Origin of the sequence: Bradyrhizobium sp. SZCCHNRI1029, from assembly GCF_032487555.1 — a bacterium.
Lineage (GTDB): Bacteria > Pseudomonadota > Alphaproteobacteria > Rhizobiales > Xanthobacteraceae > Bradyrhizobium.
This window is the reverse complement of the sequence record NZ_JAUEUK010000001.1, coordinates 939,579-960,290: the sequence shown is the minus strand read 5'-3', so window position 1 is coordinate 960,290 and position 20,712 is coordinate 939,579. Positions and strand designations below refer to the sequence as shown.

Here is a 20,712-nt window from a genome sequence, read left to right as displayed (position 1 = left end):
GCGTTCGTCTGCCAGCGAATCTGCAAACAGCGGGTCTTCCCATGTCGGTCGACGCATCCAACTCCTCGTCCACCGGTTTCCTCGATGGCGTCCGGGCGAAGGTCGCCGGCGCGATCAAGCAGGCCGCTGACAGCGTCGGCACCAGCTTCGAATATCTGCTGTCGACCGCCAAGATGGAGTCCGACTTCAATCCGACCGCCGGCGCCTCGACGTCATCAGCGCGCGGGCTCTACCAGTTCATCGACCAGACCTGGCTCGGCACGGTGAAGGAAGCCGGCGCTGATCTCGGCTATGGCCAATATGCCGACGCAATCACCCGGACACCGGCGGGCGACTACACCGTCAGCGATCCCGCCATGCGGCAGGCGATCATGAAGCTGCGCGACGACCCGCAGGCGTCGTCCGCGATGGCCGCTGCGCTCACGCAATCGAACAGCTTCCAGCTCGCCGGCAAGATCGGCCGTCGGCCCACCGATGCCGAGCTCTACATGGCGCACTTCATGGGTGTCGGCGGCGCCGCGAAGCTGATCACCAGCACCCAGGAGACGCCGAATGCGTCGGCTGCGCGGATGTTTCCCAGCGCCGCCGCGGCCAACCGGCCGATCTTCTACGATCGCGACGGACAAGCCCGCAGCGTGTCCCAGGTCTATGCGGTCCTGAACACGCGCTATGCAGGCGCCGCCAATTCCTCGGCCACCCGGGGCGCGCTTGCACTCTATGGTGGGACGAATGTCGCAGCCAATGCGGCCGGCGGCGGCGCGCTGCCGACCACCGACACCGCAACCTTCCTGTCGATGTTTCCGGATGCGCGCGGTTCATCCCGGTCCGGCTCCTCGACGACGGCCGATGCGTCGGCGGTCAACCGGCCGGCAGATCCGATGTTTCGTTCGCTATTCCAGGTTGACGGCCAGTCGAGCCAGGCGGTCTCGCCGACCGTGCGCGAGTTGTGGGGCCATTCATCGGTTGCCAGCGCGACCCCGTCGGAGAGCGGCAGTATCGATGCCAGCGGCAATGGTCAGCGCAGGCTCGACCTGTTCAGCGATCCGCACGGCACCTTCTCGGGCTGATGCGCCGGCGAAGGCGGTCGCGCTCGTCGCTGAACCATTGATCAAAAAGAACTATTTTGAAGTCCCGCCGCGGCTCGCGCCGCTGGCGGCGGCCGCATTTCCCCCGTCGGATTACGGCCAAATGCGGCGTTGAGTGGTGCCATAGTATGTAAACAACCTGCCGCCTTAACAAAACATCAACAAAACCAGCCACTTATGGTGAACGCTTTGTTAAGCGTCGTGGTTTATTTTCGGTGCTGTTGAGGCCCTCGTGGCCTTTGTCTGCAAGTTGCGTAAGCCGGAAAGACCATGATCGTTCGGCAGTTTCTCAGTTGGGTCAGAACCGCACCCGCCGGTGAGCGGGCAGAGGCCACCAGGGCGCTCGCGCGGGCGTGGCTGTTGTCGGATCTTTGCGATGAGGATCGCGGCGCCGCGGAGGGCGCGCTCCTCATGCTGCTGGACGATCCGTCGCCGCTGGTGCGGCAGGCGATGGCGGAGGTGTTCGCCCGCTCGGAGGAGGCGCCGGCCGCCATCGTCCAGGCGCTCGCCACCGACCAGGCTTCCGTGGCCGCCATCATCCTCGAACATTCGCCGCTCTTGATCGACGCCGACCTCGTCGACATCGTCGCGACCGGCAACTCCGACACGCAATGCGCGATCGCGCGCCGCGTCGGCCTGCCCGCGCCGGTGTGCGCCGCGATCGCCGAGGTCGGCAGCGCCGCCGCCGCGCTCGAGCTGATCGAGAATGCCTATGCCGAGCTCGCGCCGTTCTCCTGGGACCGCATCGTCGAGCGCCATGGCCACCTCGCCGCCATCCGCGAAGCGATGCTGGTGCTGGACGATCTGCCGGCCGCGACGCGGGCGGCGCTGGTCGACAAGCTCTCCGAGACACTGGCGCAGTTCGTAGTCGCCAGGAACTGGCTCAGCGCCGACAGGGCAGGGCGCATCACCAATGAGGCGCGCGACCGCTCGACCATCACCATCGCGGCGCGCTCGCGCGGCGAGGAGCTGCGCGGGCTGGTCCAGCATCTGCGCGCAACCTCGCAACTCACCGCGGGCCTGATCCTGCGCGCGCTTCTCTCCGGCAACGTCGAATTGTTCGAGATCGCGCTATCGGAGCTCGCCGACATGCCGCGGGCGCGGGTGTCGGCGCTGCTCAACGATCGCGGTCGCGCCAGCCTGCAGGGGCTGCTGCGCAAGGCCGGCATTCCCGACACTACCTTCGACGCGTTCAGCATCGCGCTCGAAGTCTGCCGCGAGAACGGCTTTGCCGACACCCTGAGCGGAGCAGCGATTCTGCGTCGCAAGATGGTGGAGCGCGTGCTCACCCATTGCGCCACCGACCGCGACGCGGCCGCGCCGCTCTTGATCCTGCTGCGCCGCTTCGCCACCGAATCCGCACGCGACGAGGCCCGCGAGTTCTGCGACGAGGTGATGGCCGAGGATTTCGTCGCCGGGCTGGAGTTCGGACTGATCGCGGCCTAGCGCAGCTCGCCTGTTCGCCCGCGGATTCCTCAGCAGATCAAGGCCGACATCTCTCCGCCCGTCATTCCGGGGCGCGCGAAGCGCGAGCCCGGAATCCATAACCACAGGGCAACGTGCCGAGGCAAGCTGTCACCGCTCGCGCGCCTCACATTCCATTTTATGGCGATGGATTCCGGGCTCATCGCTGCGCGATGCCCCGGAATGACGCCAGGATGGATGGTGGCCAACGATCCTGCGATGGAATGCATGGATAGTGAGCGGCCTGCCGGCCTATGGCTGATCGCTCGGCACGAGGCTCGGCGCCAGGATCGCTTCGAGATGCTCAGGCCGGTTGCGGTTGACCTGGATCAGATAGTCGTCCGCCACGCGGCGCAGCCGGCGGCTCAATTCGCCTGCGACCGTCGCGCTGTCATACTTCGTATGATCATGCACGATCGCCTGGATGGCGTTGACGTGATGCTCGAACAGCTCGGCGGGGACCTTTTCGAGGTCGGGCGCGTGCTCGATGATCCGGCACAGGCTATCGGCAACCTCGGCAGCGGCGGGATAGCCGAAGGTCGCTGCGTCGCCCTTGATGTCGTGGGCGGCGCGAAACATCTCCTCGCAGGCGTCGTCGTCGAAGCCGGTCTTGAGCACTGCTGCATAGGCCTTGGTCAGACGATTGGCCTCGGTGTCCATCCACGATTTGAACTCGCCGGACAGTCCGGCCAGCGCGGCTTCCGCGCGTGCGATCGGATCGTCGAGATCCTTCTCCTCGGCGCGGCGCAGCACCTTCTTCAGCGGATTGGGCTGGGTGATGACGTGATGCGAGGCGTAGGTCTTGACCTGGACCGCCGGGGCCTTGTCTTTCGCCATCTCGATATCCCCTGATGATGCCGACCAACGCAATCGACTCACTTCCCCGATTCATAGCCGAGGACCTTGGCGCGCTGGGCGCCGATCCCCCGATTGCGTTAACGCGGGCTCACTGCCGCGCCCCTAAACTGCGGAGCGCGCTTTATCCAGAAGTGACGGCTGCTGGAAGATCTCCGCCTCGCCGCCGATCCGGCGCTCCGGCCCGATATAGGCGGTGTTGGTGTTGCGGCGCCGGTCCGGGCCGAAATAGGTCTTGGTCTTGATGAAGGGCCGCGGATTGGCGACCACGTTGAGGATGCGCTGATACAGGCCCTTGGCCGAGATCGGCTTGGCGAGGAATTCCGTGACGCCGGCGTCGCGCGCGACGGTGACGCGGCGCTTCTCCGAATGTCCCGTCAGCATGATGATCGGCGCGTAGGGATTGCCCTTGGCTTCCGGCTGCCGGATCATCTGCGCGAGCTCGAGGCCGTCGAAGATCGGCATTGCCCAGTCGGTGATGACGATATCTGGCGAGAAATGAGTGTACATCTCGAGCGCGGTCGCGCCGTCCTCGGCCTCGTTGACCTCACGGGCGCCGAACGAATGCAGCAGCGTGCGCAGGATGCGGCGCATGTGCGGGTTGTCGTCGCAGACGAGAAAGCGCAGCTTGTTGAAGTCGATGCGGTACATTTGGCCGGCCCGAAGGGATCACCGGTGATGGCGGTATACCCACATTAACCATACGGAGCCGCGGGTTAACAAAGCGTTGCCCAGGGCGGCCACGGAGCAAAAAGGCGCGGAAAACCGCCCGATGTCAGTAGCCGAACTGCTCGCTCAGGATCCGCTCTTCCAGGCTGTGGCCGGCGTCGAACAGCATCCGCATCGAGATCGTCTTGTCGGAGAGCACCTCGACCCGCTGGACGTTGCGGACCTCGTCATGGTCGGCCACCGCCGCGACCGGCCGCTTGTCGCCTTCGAGCACCTCGATGATCACATAGGCCGTGTTCGGCAGCAGGGCGCCGCGCCAGCGACGCGGCCGGAACGCGCTGATCGGCGTCAGCGCCAGCAGCGCGGCGTTGATCGGCAGGATCGGGCCCTGCACCGAGAGGTTATAGGCGGTGGAGCCTGCGGGCGTGGCGACGAGCACGCCGTCGGCGATCAGCTCCGGCATGCGCTCGCGCTCATCGATCAGGATGCGCAGCCGCGCCGTCTGTGCCGTCTGGCGGAACAGGTAGACCTCGTTGATGGCGTGGTGGATGTGAACGACGCCCGCGGCATCGGTCGCCCGCATCAGCAGCGGATGGATCACCGATTCCTGGGCCGCTTCGAGCCGTCCGTGCAGATCGATCGTGCTGAACTCGTTCATCAGGAAGCCGACCGTGCCGCGATGCATGCCGTAGATCGGCTTGCCCGAGCGCATGTGGTCGTGCAGCGTCTGCAGCATCAGGCCATCGCCGCCGAGCGCGACCACGACGTCCGCCAGGTCCGGATCGGAGTTGCCGTACAGCGCGGAGAGCTGCGTCAGGGCGGCCTGGGCTTCGGCACTCGGACTCGCGACGAAGGCGATCCGCTCATATCGCTTGGACGTGGTCATGCGTCGCAGGGCTCGCTGGTCAGTTGGCCGGTGACAGGCGCCGTGTCGTCTAGCCGACCTTGCCCGTGCTTGTCCATCGCGGCCGGTATCCTGGGGCAATGGGGCCGGGATGAGGCTGATATGGCCCGGACGTGCGCGCACGCACGGAAGTCATCGTGGCGTCATTTTTCCTGCAGGCTGCGCACGGGGTCCCAGGCCAGGGACCCGGTCGCCAAGCTTGCTTTCACGCGCTCGGCGAAGAAGTGGCTTGGCCGATCGCTCAGTGCGCTTTGCGCGAAGCAGTCGACCGCTTGCGGCAGCTCGCCGGCGCGCCAATGCGCAAGGCCTGTGGCATAGCTGGTGAGGAGGGCCTGTTCCTCCGGCGTGAGCTCGGCTGCGCGGCCATGCAGCTCGTAGATCTTCAGTGACTGCTCGCGGCCCTTGACCCGGATGGTGTCGAGCTCGCGCCAGGCAAACTCGGTGCCGGCCAGCGCCACCGTGCTCTCGGAGGCGATGATCGTGGTGCCGTAGAATTTGTTGGCGCCCTCCAGCCGCGAGGCCACGTTCACGGCGTCGCTCATGACGGAGTAGTTGAAGCGGCGTTGCGAGCCGAAATTGCCGACCAGCGCGGCGCCGCTGTTGATGCCGATGCGCTGTGCCACCTTGATGCCCTGGAACGCCGTCGACGAATGGTTGAGCTCGGCGAGCTTCGCCTTGCAGTCGAGCGCCGCACGCGCCGCGCTGCGCGCATGGTCGGGATCGTCGAGCGGAGCGCCGAACACGGCGACCACGGAGTCGCCGATGTATTTGTCGACATAGCCGTCGTGGCTTTCGATGACGTCGGTCATGGCCGAGAGATATTCGTTGGTGAGCGCCATGAGCTGCTCCGGCGTCATCTGCTCGGCGAGGCACGAGAAGCCCTCGATGTCGGAGAAGAACACGGTGACCTCGCGGGTCTCGCCGCCGAGCTGCGGCAGCCGGCGCGAGGCGAGCATGCGGTCGATCTCGTGCGGTGCGAGGTAATAGGCAAAGCTCTTCTGCAGCAGCCTGCGGTCCTTGTCGGTGACCATGAAACGATAGCCGGTGGTCGCAGCCAGCGCGAGCACACCGGCTGCGAGCGGCTCCGTCAAGGGCAGCCCGTAGGCATGGTCGAAGAGGATGGTGGCGAGCGCGGTGTAGAGCAGCGCGAGCCCTGCCAGGATTGCCGCTGCAGAGGCGGGGCGCAGCAATCGGGCGAGCAGCGCAGCCAGCAGGGCGATGGTTGCGGCGATGGCGAAGATCGCTGGGCGTCCGAGCTCGGTGACCGCGTCCTGCCGAACCAGATTGTTCACCGCCGTGGCGTGGATGTAGACGCCGGCAATGGTGCTGCGGGCGAACGTCTCGGAGATCCTGCGCTCGTCCAGAACGCAGCGCGGCCGCCGCGCGCCCTCGGCGCGGGTTGCGAAGCGCTTCGAGGTGAGCCGCCGATCCTCGATCCCGACGGTGCCGAGCAGGACGACCTTGCCGGCGAACTCGCGGCGAAAATAGTCCTTGTCGCCCTTGAGCGCGCAGGCGCGCAAGTCGGCAAACGAATAGGTCGGAATGTCCTGGGCGCCGCCGGCGAAATTCAGGGTCATGGTGCTCGGCACGCTGCCGGGCACCTTGTACGCACCGAGTGTGACGCCATCGGCGACAATGACCGGCGCGGTGCCGGTTGCGCGCCCCGCCAATTCCAGCGCCATGCTCGGAACGGCCTTGCCGTCGACCGACAGCGTCAGCGGATGGCGGCGGACGACATCGTCGTTGTCGGTATAGGTGTTGAGCGGACGAAGGTTCTGCTGCTGACGCACCGCGATGCGCTGGCCGGGCGCGGGCAGGATCGGCGGCTCGGCAAAGATCTCGCCCAGCACCACCTTGCCGCCGGCGGCCGCGGCCGCGAGCGCACGCAGGAAGTCGCGATCGAAGCCGCGCGTCTTCTCGCCGAGAGTGCTGTCGCCGAGCGGAATCTCCGACTGCTCGATCGAAGTCTGGAACACGATGTCGAAACCGACCACCTTGGCGCCGCCGTCGAGGACGGCCGTCAGCACGCGCCCGATCTCGCCGGTCCAGGTCAACAGCGGCGCGCCCTTGAAGGGGGGCGCCTGATAGCTCTCCTCGTCGACCGCGATCACCACCGCCGGACTCGCTGCTGCATCGTGACGGTTGCCGAAGGTCTCGAAGCGCAGCCATGTCAGCGCATCCAGCGACAGGCCGCGGCCGCGCTCGAAGAGGGGCGACACGAACAGGCCCGCGCACGCCAGCGCGATGGCGATGACGGCAAGCGCGTCGCGCGTCCGGCGTCCGATCGCCACCGACGAGAGCCTTCGGTCTCAGTTGAACCGGATCAATCGCCCGACCGCCGGGCCGGGGCCCGCCTTGGCCTGTGCGTCGACCTTGAACACGATGCGCAAGTTGCTGAAGCTCGCGACATAGGTGCCGCCGGGCGTGAGCGGGTGACTGGTGCCGGCGAAATCGTAGAATCGTCCCTTGTATTGCCGGCCCGAGAGCTCGACCTGCTGGCGCTCGCCGGGCTGGTCGAGGCGTTCGACGGTCAGCGTGCCGCGCCCTTTGGCCTCGAAGATGGGTGACGCGCTGTAGATGATCGCCTGCGCCACCGGCGCGCTGTCCGGTCCAACGCTGCGCACGATCGTGGCCGCGACCTCGCTGGTCTCGCGCGAGGTGGCCTGTGCATGGCTGGCGTCGCAATTGACGATGTCGCTCTTGAGCGTCGCGCCGTCGACCGTGCTTTCGCCGGGGCCGACGGTGACACTGCCGGCGCCGTTGACCGTCTCGCGCCGGCACGATTTGAGGTAGCTCATCACCACGGCGCCATCCGGGCCGAGCTTGATCACCTGGCCGGGCGCGACATAGTCCATCAGCTCGGCGCCGGCCACATCACCCTGGACGTCCTCGACCAGCGCCGCCGGCGGACCGGCCCAGGCTGCCGGCGATCCGATCACGGCCGGTCCGGCGAGCCCGGAGAGGGCTGCGATGATGAGCGTCGGCAACTTCATGATGAACTCCGTGATCGCAATCGGCGGCGGCCTCTTGCCCCAAACCTGCTGGGTGTCCCAGTGATGGGACGTCGGAGGCGATGGAGAGGTTCGAGCCCATAACACACCTGAGGGGAACAGGCACTGGTGCGGATGTGACTTGGATCACGGAAGAGTTGCTTGAGCTTGCTTCCAAGCCGCGGTTCATGCCCTTGCAGAGGTGGCGTGTTGCGCCAAGCGCCTAGGGGAGTGAGCTGATGGCAGGGATGAGATCATCCGTCGCGTGGCCGAGACTGATGGCTTTCGCCGTGACGGCACTGCTCGCCGGCCCGGCCCTGCACGCCGAGGATGCGCCACCGGCGGCGCACGACGCGGCAGCGCCGGGCTCGCATCGCACCGGCTCGGCCGGAAATCGCGCCGCCAGCCCGCCCGGCTCAGCATCGACCGCCGAGCAGCACAAGCTGCCGCCGGACTCTACCACGACACAGAAGCTCGAACTGCCCGGCCGCACGCTGTCGTTCACGGCGACTGCCGGTTCGGTCCGCCTGTTCGACGACAAGAGCGAGCCGCAGGCCGACATCGCCTACACTTCGTATCAGCTCGATGGCGCCGACCGCGCCAGCCGCCCGGTGACCTTCTTCTTCAACGGCGGGCCGGGTGCCTCGTCCGCCTATCTGCAGCTCGGCAATGCCGGTCCGTGGCGGATCGGAATCGATGCGGCCAGCGTGACGCCGTCGTCGAAGCTGGAGCTGATGCCGAATGCAGACACCTGGCTCGACTTTACCGATCTTGTGTTCATCGATCCCGTCGGGACCGGCTACAGCCGTTTCGTCGCAACCGGCGACGAGGTGCGCAAACGGTTCTTCTCGGTCGACGGCGACGTGCGTTCGCTGTCGCTCGTGGTGCGTCGCTGGCTGGAGAAGCACGACCGTCTCGCATCGCCCAAATTCATCACGGCCGAGAGCTATGGCGGCATTCGCGGTCCGAAGATCGTCAACAACCTGCAGCATGACCAGGGCATCGGCATCAGCGGCCTGATCCTGCTGTCGCCGCTGATGGACTTTCGCGACTATTCCGGCTCGAGCCTGATGCAATATGTCGCGAGCCTGCCGAGCTATGCGGCCGTCGCGAAGCAGATGAAGGGGCCGGTGACCCGCGCCGATCTTGCCGACGTCGAGCGTTACGCCAGCGGCGACTTCCTGCTCGATCTCGTCAAGGGCGAGGCCGATACGGAAGCCACCAATCGGCTCGCCGACAGGGTCGCGACCCTGACCGGCATCGACCAGGTGGTCAGCCGCAGGCTGGCCGGCCGCTTCGACGTCTCGGAGTTTCGCCGTGAGTTCGACCGCAAGAACGGCCGCATCACCGGGCGCTATGACGGCTCGGTGCTGGGCATCGATCCCTATCCGGATTCGAGCCGCTCGCGCAGCTCCGATCCATCCGGGGACGTGCTCACCGCGCCGTTGACCAGCGCCGCGGTCGAGCTGACGACACGCAAGCTGAACTGGCACCCCGACGGCTCCTATGAGCTGTTGAGCGGGGCGGTGAACCGGTCATGGGATTTCGGAAAGGGCACCAACCCGCCGGAGTCCACCGGCGAGCTCCGGCAGATCCTCGCGCTCGATCCCAAGCTCAAACTCCTGGTCGGCCACGGCCTGTTCGATCTCGCCACGCCATATTACGGCTCGAAGATCCTGCTCGACCAATTGCCGGCCTTCGCGCGGCCGCCGCGGGTCAAGCTCGTGGTCTATCCGGGCGGCCACATGTTCTATTCCCGCGACGATGCGCGCAAAGCCTTCCGCGGCGAGGCCGAGGCGTTGATGAAGGAGGGCAGGGAGGAGGCCCGATGAGTGCAGCGACACCCGGGCTATGAGTCTTTCTTGCGCCGGCCCTTGGGATATTTCCGCTCCATCTCGGCCTTCACCACGCGCTCCGGCCGCACCCGCGCGCCGGCCAGCCAGATCTCGCTGACGCCGGACTTGGTGCGCACGCGCCGCACCGCCTCACCATGGCTGGCATAGCCGGCGGCGTGCACGATGCGTCCGGTGTCGCGCCCGGTCACGTCGATGCGAGCGGCATCGAGGAACGGGTTGATGAATACCGGATTGGCGACCATGACCTTGTCACCAAACGGGACGAGATCGACGGCGCCCCACAGCGTCCACCAGCGGCCGGTCCAGTCGCGCGTCTTGCGCGACGGCGCGCCGTGGGTGGCGAAGGCCTGCAGGATGAACTTGACGCCATTGGCCCAGCCGGGTGCCCAGCCGTCGACGGCATTGGTCAGCACGGTGATCGTGATGTCGCGGGCGGGAATGACCGACGTCCGCGAGATGTAGCCCTGGAAGCCGCCGCCATGGCCGAACCAGTCGAAGCCGGCCGTTGTCCCGCTCATGAGCGCCAGGCCGTAATAGGCCTCTTCGACGTCCTGGGGCACGCGCCATTGCCGGCGCACCATCTCGCGCCGGCTCGCGACCGACAGCAGGCTCTTCTTCGCGTTCGGGGCAAGCTGGGCGAAGAAGCGGGCGGTGTCGGCCGCGGTCGCGACGATGCCCGCTGCCGGCATGATCGCGTTGGTCGGATTGTCGCCGGGAATCACGACGCGGCGGCCCACGGGGACGACGCGTGAATGGCCGCGCGCGAACGGGACACTCTTGCCGAGCAGCGTCATGTCGGGCGCGCTTTCTCGCAAGGCCAGCGGCGTCATGACCTCGCGCTGGAGCCAGGCCGGGTACGACTCGCCGGCGATCGCCTCGATGACCAGGCCGAGCAGGCCGTAGCCATGGTTGGAATATTTGAACCGGCTGTTGGGGTCGATCGCCGGCGGCTGCTTCAGCTCGGCCAGCAGTTCGTCCTTGTCGAGATAGGACCGGCCATCCGTGAACTGGCCGGAATCCTTGCCGTCACGGATCAGGCCTGCCGTGTGCGACAGCAGCTGGTTCAGTGTGGCCGCGGCGACATCCGGATGCAGATCCTTGACGTACTGTCCGACGGTGTCGTCGAGCTTCAACCGCTTCTGCTCGCGCAGGCGCATGATGGCGGCGGCGGTGAACGCCTTGGTGTGCGAAGCGATGCGGAAGCGGTGCCGCGGCGTCAGCTTCTCGCCGCTGTCGAGATTGGCGTGCCCGAAGGCCGCCTCCAGGACGATCTCACCGCGATGGGCGATCGCAATAATGCAACCGGGTTGCTCGGAGACCGCGACCTGAAAGGCCAGCCAATCCCTGATGTAATCGAGTGCTGCGCCAAGCCAGGACTCCACGAGGCAATCTCCCATTCAAAAATCTGATGAAAATGGTCTGCACGAGGTTTCATCCATAACGGATCAACGACAGCGGACAAACGAAAATGGCGCAACCCTTTCGGGTTGCGCCACTGTCGAGATCGGAGCTGGTCCGATCGCGTCGTCAGTAGACGAGGCCGGTGCCCGGCTGCTTCTCGAGCGCGTCGGCCAGCGAGCGATATTCGGGGCTGTTGGTGCCGGCGAGCTGCGCGACCTTGTCGAGGTGGTACTTGGCCTGCTCGCGGTTGCCCTGTTCGAGCTGCCACAGGCCGTAGTACTGCCAGGTGCGCACGTGGTTCGGATCATCCGCCAGGGCCTGCTCGTAGTACTGCTTGGAGGCCTGGTAGTTGCCGAGCTTGCGATAGGAGTAGCCGATCAGATTGGCAACGTCGGCGACGTCCTCGCGGTTCAGCGCCTTGAGCTGCTGGATCGCGGTGGCGTAGTCGCCGCGATCATAGATCGAGGTATAGGCCGTGCGATAGGCCGCCAGGAACTTCGGATCTTCGATGCTCGAGCTCTTGTCCTTCTTCTTCTTGCCCGAATCCGACGCCGGCGGCGACGACGGGGTATCGCTGCCCGCGGCATAGGCCTTCGACAGAAGCAGCGGCCCGGAGGCCACGGCCATCGAGAACAGAGCCAGCGTGGCAATCCTGAGCGCAGACTTTTTCATTCGTATCTCCCGAGTTGTCGATCCAACAGGTGACTGCGTACGGGGAAGAACTCCCGCAGCTGCGAAATATTCCCGGCCATTTGCGCGGATTTTGCGCCGCGATCGGTGCATTATACGGACGACATGATGACAGACCAGTCACCTCGATGACTATCCCTTCATGTCCATGAACCGAAAACAGCGCTTTACTTCAGGGTGGGTTCAGTGCCGGTTCCCTATCGTCGTCTCCATGATCACGAGCCCATCCAGACTGGATGGTGCCTCCAGATCTTCACATCACGGAGACGACCATGCTGAAGTCAATGTCTGTTGCGCTGCTCGCCGCGTCGATCCTGACTGCGCCCGCGTTCGCTGCTGGTGCTGCAAAAACCGATACGTCCGCGAAGTCCAGCCAGACCACGGGCACCGCGAAGACCGATGTGAGCAAGACCGATGCGGCCAAGACCAACGTCACCAAGCCGGGCGCGACGCAGGCCGGCGACAAGGCGAACGAGATGAAGCCCACCGTCGGCAAGACGAAGACCAAGCCGCATGCCTCGCTTGTCCGCCACAAGCATCGCCACGTGGCGCATCTCAGCCATCACAACAAGGTGAGCTTCAAGCGCGTGACGCCGGCGACCCGCCGCGGCTGATCCGGCCAAGGCCACGCAGAGCCGATCTGGTCGTTGACCGCCGGAGCGCGCCAGAGCGCTCCGGCGGCAGCGGCTTGACGAAGGCGTGAGCCGGGACGGATTTCCCGGCCTCTGGCTTTGAGCTAGAACGGCCGCGGGATTGGCTTTCAAGAGTTGGGCGCCTGGGGATGGGGAGAATGAGCTGGTGGCCAGCAACCGCGCTGGCGCTGCTGTTGGCGGGGTGCGCCAGCGGAGGTCCCGCCGCGTTCATGAGCGAGGACAATCGCGGCATCTCCTACACCGGCGATCGTGGTGTCGGCAGCCAGCCGTTTCCAGCCAACCACCGCAGCGAGATCCTGTCCTATCTCAGGACCTACCTGAACAATCCGGTCGGGGTGCGCGACGGCGTCATGGCGGAGCCGGTGCAACGGACGGTCGGTGGCCGGCTGCGCTATGTGAGCTGCCTCCGTTATGCGGCGCGCGAGTCCGACGGCAGCTACCGTCCGGCGCAGGAGCGCGCGGCGGTGTTCGTCGACGGCCGGTTCGACCGTCTGGTCGAGGATGCCGGCGAGCTCTGTGCCGGGTCGACTTACGCGCCATTCCCGGAGCTGGCGGGCCTCACGCGCTAGACCGCGGCGTTTTCAGGTCCCGGCGTTTTCGAAGGATTGCCACGTCGTCGCAGCGCCTTGCCAAGCCGCTTGCCCGATCACAAATCAGGGATGGACCGAACGCTTTGTCGCCTCGCGGCGACCAAATATCGGGCGAGGCGTCAGCTTCACGAAATATTCGGGAAGCCTATGGAACAAAAGGCCTTTGTTGCCCTCTGGTGACACCGCAGCGGCAATCACAGCTGCGTCACCGCCACCGGGCAACCCAAATGCGGCCATGATGTTCGATAGATGTCGCAAACGAATAACGGGGACGTCCCATGAAGCGGTTTTTGTTCAGTGCAGTGGCTTTGACCACATTGGCTGCCCCGGCTTTCGCCGCCGATATGCCTCCGCGCACCTACACCAAGGCGCCGGTCTACACGCCGCCTCAGGCGATCTACAACTGGACCGGCTTCTATCTCGGTGGTCACCTCGGCGGCGCCTTCGCGGGCAATAACAGCCTGGAAGGCAACAACGGCCGCTTCCTGGGCGGCGTGCAGGGCGGCTTCGACTACCAGTTCGCCCCGAACTGGGTGCTCGGCATCGAAGCCCAGTACAGCTGGATGGATCGCAATACGACCAATTTCGGCTTCCCGGGGGCTGCGGTCGTGACCTCGACCGGCGCCAACCAGCTCGGCTCGGTCACCGGCCGTCTCGGCTACACCTGGGGACCGGCGTTGCTCTATGCCAAGGGCGGTTATGCCTGGCGGGACGGCAACAATCTCGGGGTGAGCGTCGCCGGCGTGCCGACGGGCTTCACCACGTCCGGCAATAGCAAGGACGGCTACACCGTCGGCGCCGGCCTCGAATACATGTTCGCGCCGAACTGGTCGGCCAAGGCTGAGTACCAGTACTACAATTTCGGCAATACGACCTTCACGGGTGGGCCGGCTCCGGTTGTGGGCAGCCGCTTCAACAGCGACGAGCATACGGTCAAGGTCGGCGTGAATTACCGCTTCGGCTGGGGCGGACCAGCCGCCAGCAAGTACTAAGCGAGATCGCCGAGCCCGCGGCCGGCGGCGTTCGGCTGGAAGCGGATCACGCCTCAATTCCAACACGCCCGCGCCGTCTGGTGCGGGCGTGTTGCTGTCCGGTGGTTGGCTGGCGATGGTTTCGGGATCGCTCACGCAGTGCGAAAAAATTTTCAAACCTTCGTGAAACTTTCGCCATCAGTTGATATTATCGGTGCGCCGGTTTGATGGATCATCCCACATGCGTATCTTGGTGTCCGTGCTGTTGTTGTCGGCGGCTGTTTTGCCGTGCTCCGCCCAGACCGTTCTGAAGACCGAACCGTTGATGCTGGCCCCCTACGAGGTGGCGCTGGTGCAAACCGCGTCCTGCCCGTCGGGCAAGGTGCTGAAGGTGACCGGTGCGATCCGCGGTGTCAGCCGCAAGCGTGCCTGTGTCGCCCTTCCGGCCGAAACGGCATCGCTGGCGACGGCGACGCCCTGAGAACGGGCTTCATGGCGACCTTCCAGCGGGCAGCTCCGGCTGCCCGCTGATCGCGGGTCTGTCTGTCGAAAAATCCTTGATGAAGGCAAGTCGTCCGCGGGACCGGACTGGCATGAAGACGTGAATGTCTTCTGCCGGCGGCTTCCGTCCAGGCACGGCGAGGCTCGGGGACAGCAGCGCACGGAGACTATAAGTATCACCCGAGAAGTATCACCCGCGGCGCGCTTCCGCCGCAGCCGCTCAGGATGCGAACGGGATGTTGAACTCCTGCTCGGCTTCGGCACGGTTCTGCCAGGGATCTTCCTCGGGCTCGGCGGCGCAGGGCCGGATCTCGTAATCATTGTCGAGCTGCAGATGCGCGGTCGATCGCGCATTGATCATCACGTCCACCACCAGCCCGCTCTGCCGCGCCAGCCGCCAGACATCCCCCTCGGTCGGATAGGCCTTGCTCAACTTGGCGTCGTTGCAAAACAGCGCGTAGGGCATTCCAAACAGCTCCAGAGAAGCGAAGGATGAACCGAGAATGAACGGCACGTGCAGCGAGACACTGGCGCGCCTGGGGCAGGAAAGGGGCCTTTTCGGGCGGCCGAGTCGTAAACGAGTCCTAAATTTTTGAAAAAAGAATCCGTGGGACTCCGGGGCTAGAATCGCCAGATGGTTAAGCCCATGGGAACCGATCTCCACATCTTCTGCGGGCGGATCCAGCTGACGCTCGCCTTTGGGCTGCTGCTCGCCTTCGTCGCCAATGTGGCGCTGCTGTGCGCCTGGCTGTGAGCCGGCGTGTCGATTGCGGATATGTTTGTGTACCCTCGGCCATAGATCCTCGGCGCGGTCGCCTTTAGTCCTCAGGGAGGGCGCTCCGTCCGGCCGATGCTTTCAGGCGCGCGAGTGTCGCGCTGAAATATTCCTGACGCTCCCGATTGAAGCGCTCCTGATGGGCCCGGAAGCGCGCGACGCGGGCGCGAATCTCCGCCTGCATGTCGCGCTGGAGATCGAGCTGCGAGGCGATGCTGGTGAAACGCTCCGCAGGGACCGGGCTCGGGGCGGCGAACGAAGCCTCGGATGCAATGGCGTCGGGCGCTCTCGGCCTTGCAGGCTCCCCCACGGCATTGGGGATTGCGACTTGCACGTTGCCGCCGCGACGTGCCTCGGTTTCAACGGTGTTGGCGATCACGTGCTCGACAGCGGCGTGCGTCGGGCGACCGGCCCCGGCCTGCTGCGGTGTGACGGGGGTGCCGACCGGAACGGTAGGCAGCTCGAACTGGGCGAAGTCGGCCGGCTTGCCGGTCACAGACTGCACAAAGGCCATGGTCTGCGCGATCAGCGCATCACGCTCTTCCTTCCACGTCATGACGCTTGTCCCCCGATGCCTCAATTGCAACAAAAGCGGCTGACGAAATCAAGTTGAAGACCAGTGACTTCTGGGGATAAGCAGGAGTTCTAGGTGAGATGTGACAACAATGTTGCCACAGTCTGAACTCGTTTCGTCCCCCACCCGCGAAAGGCGATACCGGAAATCCAATCCCGCACAGATGGTTCCTAAGCGGCGTTTTTCCGGAGCTCTTCTTGACAGAGGAGCGCGGCTCGCCCCTATGGCCGAGCCGCCCCGGTCTTCGGGGCATCATCTGCTCGCAACCTTCGTGCACTGTCCGGGCACTTCGCAGACTTCGATGGACAACCCTTCACGCTCCGAGCGGTCGCGCAAGGCCGCGCTCACCGCCGCCCTCACCATCATCGCCCGCGATGGTCCGGGGCGGCTGACGCTCGACGCCATCGCCCGCGAGAGCGGGCTGAGCAAGGGCGGCCTGATGCACCAGTTTCCCAACAAGGAAGCGGTGCTCAAGGCTCTGCTGGAACAGCAATTCCTGCATTTCGACGAATTCGCCAGCAGGTACAGGGCTGGAGCCGGCAAAGCGGCTGATCAGCCCGAACTCGCGACGCAGATCGCGATCTCGCGGGAGCTGATCGCCCAGCAATATTCGGTGGCTCAGGCCATGCTCGGGGCGCTCGCCCAGGAGCCGGGATTGCTGGCCGATGCCCGTGCCAAGGATGCCGAGAGAGTAGCCGAGATCCGCGGCGAGGCCGATGACGCTGATCTCGCGGTCCTGCGATGGGCGGCGGCACGTGGGCTTGCCTTGATGACGATGCTGCGCGTCTCGCCGCTGGAGCAGCCGGATCTGGACCGTCTGTTTGCCCGCCTGCTCGACGACCAACAATGGACCACATTCCGGCAGGTCGGGACGACCGGGGAGCGATGACACGCTCGAGCTCGGCGCCATCTCCATCATTGGACGGTTCGATCTGAGCGAAGTCGGGCTGGCTTGCCGTCCGACTTCCGTCCGCCGATGCCTCCTGGAGGTCCCGTGCCGACCGCATCGACGTGTGAACAATTCTTTTCATTCGATTTCGTATTTACAAACCGTCTGGTCGGTTTATTGAGGTGGCCATGTGGACGCGCTGGCAACGGCGCCGCAATCGTGGAGGAGGGGATGAGGAGTCGATTTCCGATGTCTGGCTTCGCGGCGATCGCCGCGAGCCTCTGTGCCGGATGCAACACGGTGACGCCGGTGGCCTATTCCGGGGTGGCGTCGGCGCGCTATCTGGCGCCCAACACATCCGATCCATCGGGCCGGGTGCCTTACCGCTACGGGACTGCCACCGACTGGCGCAGCTACGACAAGGTGACGCTCGATCCGGTCGTGATCTATCGCGGCGCGGATCATCAGTTCGGCGACATGTCCGACCGGGACAAGGCTGCGCTCGCCGCCTACATGCAGCGGCGTTTCCTGGAAAGTCTCTCGGCGCGCTTCCAGATCGTCCATCAGCGGGGGCCGAATACGCTGCGCGTGCGGCTCACCCTGACCGGCGCCGTCGCCAACACGCCGGTGCTCGGCACCGCCTCGCGCTTTGATCTCGCGGGAGCCTTCTACAACGGCGTGCAGAGTGCACGCGACGGTGAGGGACTGCTGACCGGCTCGGTATTCTACGCGGCCGAGATCTTCGATGCCGCGAGCGGGCGACTGCTGAGCGCCTTCGTCAGCAAGCAATATCCCTCGCCCTACGACATCAAGGCCAGCGTTGGTGCGCTCGCGGCCGCCGAGGCCGGAATCGGCAAGGGCGCCGAGGCCCTGGTCGCGCAGCTCCAGTGAGCGGGCCGTGCGAACGATCGCGTCGCGCGGGCAGATGGCCCCGCATCGGGGCGCCTTCGTGTGCGCGCTTTGGCATCGAGGGCACGGCCAGATCTCGGGCAGTCAGCGGCGACGTCAACCCGGCCGTACGAGCGCGTGGCTCGAGGCCATGGAGACAGTGAGGTCCCTGGACATGACATTGAGATTCGTTCTGCGCGTCGGCTTACGCATCGTCGTCGGCCTGCTGCTGTCGATGGCGGAGGGCCGCGGTCACGCCGCTCCCGTCGGCGATCCGTTCGGCACATGGTTGACCGAGGACGGCCGCGCCCGCGTCCGCGTCGAGCGCTGTGGCGCGATGGCCGACCGCGTCTGCGGCTACATCGTGTGGATGAAGGAGACGGCGGATGCCAAGGGGCAGCCGTTCCGCGACCGGCTGAATCCCGATCCGGCCAGGCGCGGCCGTCTGCTGCTGGGCCACCAGATGCTGCTCGGCCTGAAGCTGAACGCCGACGGCCGCCACAGCGGCGAGGTCTACAACGCCGAGGACGGCAAGACCTATGCCGTCTCGATCTGGCGCGAGGGCCCGAAGATGCTGGCGGTCAAGGGCTGTCTGCTCGGGCTGTTCTGCGCGACGCAAGGCTGGGTGCTGGTCACGGATCAGGTGCCCGGCCAACTCATCGGAGCGACCGGCGAGGGCGGCGGGCCGTTGCCGGATCCAGAGTGGACTGCGCCCAGGCCGCCGTCGGCGACCGGCATCGCCAGACCCGCGGTCAGGACGAGGGCGAATTGACGCCTAAAGCCGGTGACAGCCATTGCCGCAGCAAATCCCAACTTCACGGAAGCTGGTGCCGGCTGAGGGGATTGAACCCCCGACCTTCGGTTTACAAAACCGCTGCTCTACCGCTGAGCTAAGCCGGCGAATGCTGGTGGCGGAGATCTCGTCGTCAGTTTGCGACGAGGTCTCGCGAAGCGCGGTGTTCCTACCAGAGTTGATGCAGTCCGGCTACTCCCCGCGTGAGCGCCGCTTCTGCCATCAGCCCAGCAAAAAGGGCGGCCGTTGGGCCGCCCCTGTCGGAGCCGATCGTCGAAGCCGCTCCGGCTCGATCTTTACTGGCAGATGTGCATCAGCCCGTCGCTGCCCTTGAACATGGTGCCGGGGCGGCAGACCAGGCCGTTGCGGGTCGCGTAACTGTTCCAGTCGCCATAATAGCCGTTCGGGCCGCGATCATAGCTCGGTTGGCCGTAAGAGGGGCCGGGACTGTACGCATAGGCATCCGCGGTGCGGAACGGCGCGGTCGCGATGGCGCCGGCGGTTCCGATGGCTGCGCCTGCGATGCCGGCAGCGGTGCCGACCGCTCCAGCGGCGACGTCAGCCGGCCAGAAGCCGCTGTTGCGGCGATCCCAGCCGTTGTTGTTCCATCCGGTATCGGTGCGCTGCTGCATCATGGCCCCGTCCTGGCGGGCCATGTGCCGGTGCTGCATCATTCCTTCCTGCTGGTTCATATGCCGGTGGTGCACGTCGCGCGCCATGGCCGGGCCGGCGAGCGCCGTTGCGAGTATCGCAGCCCCGAGAATAGCAAATCGTGTCATGGAATACTCCATCGTTGCGCCCCACCTGCTAAGCGCAAGCCGGCCCCGTCGTTCCCGCCGCGACGGGAATGTTTTGGAACGACATGAGGCCCAGTGCCTTCGGAGGCCGGAGCCGCGGTTGCGGTCCGGCTTGCTCCGACCCGAAGACTGTTAGTCTTGAGGACAGAGCAGCGGGGTTGATGCTGGCAATATTGTCGCTCATCGGCTGATGATCAGCCATTAACCCTCGCACTCGAACCCCACCCGGGCTTTAACCCGGAATGGTGGCTCCCGCGTTAGTCTTACCAGCAGATTGATGTGCGCGTTTAACCCATCGGGGCGCGCGTTGCGGTATTGGTAGGATGACAACCGGGGCGTGAATTCATGCGTACTACAACGGCTCTTGTGATTCTGATTGGAGCGTCTTCCGCCGCGCTCGCCAGCGAAGGCTTCGAGATCGTCATTCCGCAGCGGCCCGGCGTGCCCGTCGTCATCAACGGCATCGATGCGTCCTACGCCGTCGTCGAAGGCCAGTACGGTCTTGGCAGGGGCAACTACATGCAGCCGACGATCTATGGCGGTCGGCCGGTCGAGCCCGAGCCATATGTTGGCCATTACTATCCAACCCTCGGAGCAAGGCCCGGCTATGGCCGGATGGAGATCGAGCCGCCGGCCGATCGCAAGCTGCCGAAGCCGGCCGAGAGCTATTCCCGCTCGTGGGGCGCCCAATCCCAGATGCAGCCGCCGGAGCCGGCGGTGCCGATGTATCCGCCTGCCGTCATCCTGGCTCCGCCCGATGGTGATCCTCACGGCTATCCCAATCGGCCGCCGGCCTACCGCCGCTAGCCAGCAACTCACCATCGACAGCCAGACCAAGCAAGAACAGATCAACAGGAGAGAGTTATGCGTGGAGTAGTTTCAGGACTTGTCGCCATTGCCGGCCTCGCCGTCGCCGGCAGCGCGCCGGCCGCGGCCTGCGGCGCCACCGCCTGCGGCCCGTGCGGCTACGCCGCGCCGTGCGCGCCGCAGGTCACCTATCAGCCGACCGTGACGTACCAGCCCACGGTGACGTATCGGCCGCAATATTTCTATCAGCCCGGCTACACCTACACCTACGGCCATGGCTGCGGCGCCTGCGGCGCGAGCTATGAGCGGCTGCCCGAGCCGACCCGGCAGTATTACTATGTCAACCAGGGCCCGACCTACAGCGGTCCTGGCGCCTTCGCGCCGTATCCTGCCTATGAGGAGCAGGCGCTTCCGGTCTACAGCTATCATCACCGCCGCCACGCCTATCGCTGGGGCGCTTCGCCTTATTATCACGGGCAGCGCGTGCTGCGCCGCTATTACTGATCAGACGGACGTTCGTTCGCGCCAACGCCCGTGCGCCTCATGCGCGCGGGCGTTTC

23 protein-coding genes and 1 tRNA gene are annotated in these 20,712 nt (G+C 65.6%); 13 read left to right on the top strand and 11 right to left on the bottom strand.

Going from position 1 to position 20,712, the window contains the following annotated elements; all coding sequences use genetic code 11:
* Positions 1-41: 41 nt before the first annotated feature.
* Positions 42-1,067 (top strand): lytic transglycosylase domain-containing protein, encoded by a 1,026-nt coding sequence (locus QW861_RS04430; RefSeq protein WP_315749474.1) that lies wholly within the window; start codon positions 42-44, stop codon positions 1,065-1,067.
* A 288-nt stretch (positions 1,068-1,355) separates the two neighbouring features.
* Complete coding sequence (locus tag QW861_RS04425) at positions 1,356-2,531, top strand: DUF2336 domain-containing protein (protein WP_315714656.1); 1,176 nt, start codon at positions 1,356-1,358, stop codon at positions 2,529-2,531.
* Between the two features lie 270 nt (positions 2,532-2,801).
* On the opposite strand, the gene QW861_RS04420 is transcribed toward QW861_RS04425, so the two are convergent.
* The 5 genes from QW861_RS04420 to QW861_RS04400 form a co-directional block, all read right to left on the bottom strand.
* The gene (locus tag QW861_RS04420) at positions 2,802-3,386 is read right to left on the bottom strand and encodes an Hpt domain-containing protein (protein WP_315749476.1); all 585 of its coding nucleotides are present in this window, start codon (positions 3,384-3,386) and stop codon (positions 2,802-2,804) included.
* 123 nt (positions 3,387-3,509) lie between these two features.
* Complete coding sequence (locus tag QW861_RS04415) at positions 3,510-4,055, bottom strand: response regulator (RefSeq protein WP_172107934.1); 546 nt, start codon at positions 4,053-4,055, stop codon at positions 3,510-3,512.
* Between the two features lie 124 nt (positions 4,056-4,179).
* Positions 4,180-4,959, bottom strand: a complete 780-nt coding sequence (locus QW861_RS04410) for an NAD kinase (protein ID WP_315714654.1) — start codon at positions 4,957-4,959, stop codon at positions 4,180-4,182.
* Positions 4,960-5,120: 161 nt separating this feature from the next.
* Positions 5,121-7,268: an adenylate/guanylate cyclase domain-containing protein gene (locus tag QW861_RS04405; protein WP_315749477.1), complete on the bottom strand. Its 2,148-nt coding sequence runs from the start codon at positions 7,266-7,268 to the stop codon at positions 5,121-5,123.
* An 18-nt stretch (positions 7,269-7,286) separates the two neighbouring features.
* The gene (locus QW861_RS04400) at positions 7,287-7,970 is read right to left on the bottom strand and encodes a hypothetical protein (RefSeq protein ID WP_315714652.1); all 684 of its coding nucleotides are present in this window, start codon (positions 7,968-7,970) and stop codon (positions 7,287-7,289) included.
* Between the two features lie 236 nt (positions 7,971-8,206).
* Here QW861_RS04400 and QW861_RS04395 point away from each other — a divergent pair, with 236 nt between their 5' ends.
* Positions 8,207-9,799 (top strand): S10 family serine carboxypeptidase-like protein, encoded by a 1,593-nt coding sequence (locus QW861_RS04395; protein WP_315749478.1) that lies wholly within the window; start codon positions 8,207-8,209, stop codon positions 9,797-9,799.
* 17 nt (positions 9,800-9,816) lie between these two features.
* Here QW861_RS04395 and QW861_RS04390 read toward each other — a convergent pair whose 3' ends face one another.
* Both QW861_RS04390 and QW861_RS04385 read right to left on the bottom strand, forming a co-directional pair.
* Positions 9,817-11,205: a serine hydrolase domain-containing protein gene (locus QW861_RS04390; protein WP_315749480.1), complete on the bottom strand. Its 1,389-nt coding sequence runs from the start codon at positions 11,203-11,205 to the stop codon at positions 9,817-9,819.
* A 145-nt stretch (positions 11,206-11,350) separates the two neighbouring features.
* Positions 11,351-11,896 carry a tetratricopeptide repeat protein gene (locus tag QW861_RS04385; RefSeq protein WP_315714649.1) on the bottom strand — a complete coding sequence of 182 codons (546 nt, stop codon included), beginning with the start codon at positions 11,894-11,896 and terminating at the stop codon, positions 11,351-11,353.
* Between the two features lie 290 nt (positions 11,897-12,186).
* Here QW861_RS04385 and QW861_RS04380 point away from each other — a divergent pair, with 290 nt between their 5' ends.
* The 4 genes from QW861_RS04380 to QW861_RS04365 all read left to right on the top strand — a co-directional run bounded on the left by QW861_RS04380 (position 12,187) and on the right by QW861_RS04365 (position 14,609).
* Positions 12,187-12,528, top strand: coding sequence for a hypothetical protein (locus tag QW861_RS04380; RefSeq protein ID WP_316192746.1), 342 nt, complete (start codon positions 12,187-12,189; stop codon positions 12,526-12,528).
* A gap of 176 nt (positions 12,529-12,704) precedes the next feature.
* Positions 12,705-13,136 carry a hypothetical protein gene (locus QW861_RS04375; protein ID WP_409998611.1) on the top strand — a complete coding sequence of 144 codons (432 nt, stop codon included), beginning with the start codon at positions 12,705-12,707 and terminating at the stop codon, positions 13,134-13,136.
* 299 nt (positions 13,137-13,435) lie between these two features.
* Positions 13,436-14,149, top strand: a complete 714-nt coding sequence (locus QW861_RS04370; RefSeq protein ID WP_315749484.1) for a porin family protein — start codon at positions 13,436-13,438, stop codon at positions 14,147-14,149.
* Between the two features lie 220 nt (positions 14,150-14,369).
* On the top strand, positions 14,370-14,609 hold the full coding sequence (locus QW861_RS04365) for a DUF6719 family protein (RefSeq protein ID WP_315714646.1): 240 nt from the start codon (positions 14,370-14,372) through the stop codon (positions 14,607-14,609).
* Between the two features lie 240 nt (positions 14,610-14,849).
* On the opposite strand, the gene QW861_RS04360 is transcribed toward QW861_RS04365, so the two are convergent.
* Positions 14,850-15,095, bottom strand: coding sequence for a hypothetical protein (locus tag QW861_RS04360; protein WP_315714645.1), 246 nt, complete (start codon positions 15,093-15,095; stop codon positions 14,850-14,852).
* Positions 15,096-15,275: 180 nt separating this feature from the next.
* On the opposite strand from QW861_RS04360, the gene QW861_RS04355 reads away from it, so the two are divergent.
* Positions 15,276-15,383, top strand: a complete 108-nt coding sequence (locus QW861_RS04355) for a hypothetical protein (RefSeq protein WP_041750859.1) — start codon at positions 15,276-15,278, stop codon at positions 15,381-15,383.
* Positions 15,384-15,447: 64 nt separating this feature from the next.
* Here the strand turns inward: QW861_RS04355 and QW861_RS04350 are convergent, their stop codons facing one another.
* Entirely contained in the window at positions 15,448-15,960 is a 513-nt protein-coding gene (locus QW861_RS04350; protein WP_315749486.1) for a hypothetical protein, read from the bottom strand.
* Between the two features lie 109 nt (positions 15,961-16,069).
* Between QW861_RS04350 and QW861_RS04345 the strand changes: the two genes are divergently transcribed.
* The 3 genes from QW861_RS04345 to QW861_RS04335 all read left to right on the top strand — a co-directional run bounded on the left by QW861_RS04345 (position 16,070) and on the right by QW861_RS04335 (position 18,527).
* Positions 16,070-16,867, top strand: coding sequence for a TetR/AcrR family transcriptional regulator (locus QW861_RS04345; RefSeq protein WP_315749487.1), 798 nt, complete (start codon positions 16,070-16,072; stop codon positions 16,865-16,867).
* A 249-nt stretch (positions 16,868-17,116) separates the two neighbouring features.
* A complete protein-coding gene (locus tag QW861_RS04340; RefSeq protein WP_315749489.1) occupies positions 17,117-17,758 on the top strand; it encodes a DUF3313 domain-containing protein in 642 nt (213 codons plus the stop codon).
* 172 nt (positions 17,759-17,930) lie between these two features.
* Positions 17,931-18,527, top strand: a complete 597-nt coding sequence (locus QW861_RS04335) for a DUF2147 domain-containing protein (protein WP_315749491.1) — start codon at positions 17,931-17,933, stop codon at positions 18,525-18,527.
* 53 nt (positions 18,528-18,580) lie between these two features.
* Here the strand turns inward: QW861_RS04335 and QW861_RS04330 are convergent.
* Both QW861_RS04330 and QW861_RS04325 read right to left on the bottom strand, forming a co-directional pair.
* Positions 18,581-18,655: transfer RNA gene (locus QW861_RS04330), tRNA-Thr, on the bottom strand.
* Positions 18,656-18,844: 189 nt separating this feature from the next.
* Positions 18,845-19,327, bottom strand: a complete 483-nt coding sequence (locus QW861_RS04325; protein WP_316192745.1) for a hypothetical protein — start codon at positions 19,325-19,327, stop codon at positions 18,845-18,847.
* Between the two features lie 363 nt (positions 19,328-19,690).
* On the opposite strand from QW861_RS04325, the gene QW861_RS04320 reads away from it, so the two are divergent.
* Both QW861_RS04320 and QW861_RS04315 read left to right on the top strand, forming a co-directional pair.
* Positions 19,691-20,152 (top strand): hypothetical protein, encoded by a 462-nt coding sequence (locus QW861_RS04320; RefSeq protein WP_316192744.1) that lies wholly within the window; start codon positions 19,691-19,693, stop codon positions 20,150-20,152.
* A gap of 57 nt (positions 20,153-20,209) precedes the next feature.
* Positions 20,210-20,656, top strand: coding sequence for a hypothetical protein (locus QW861_RS04315; protein WP_315749495.1), 447 nt, complete (start codon positions 20,210-20,212; stop codon positions 20,654-20,656).
* Positions 20,657-20,712: the final 56 nt, after the last annotated feature.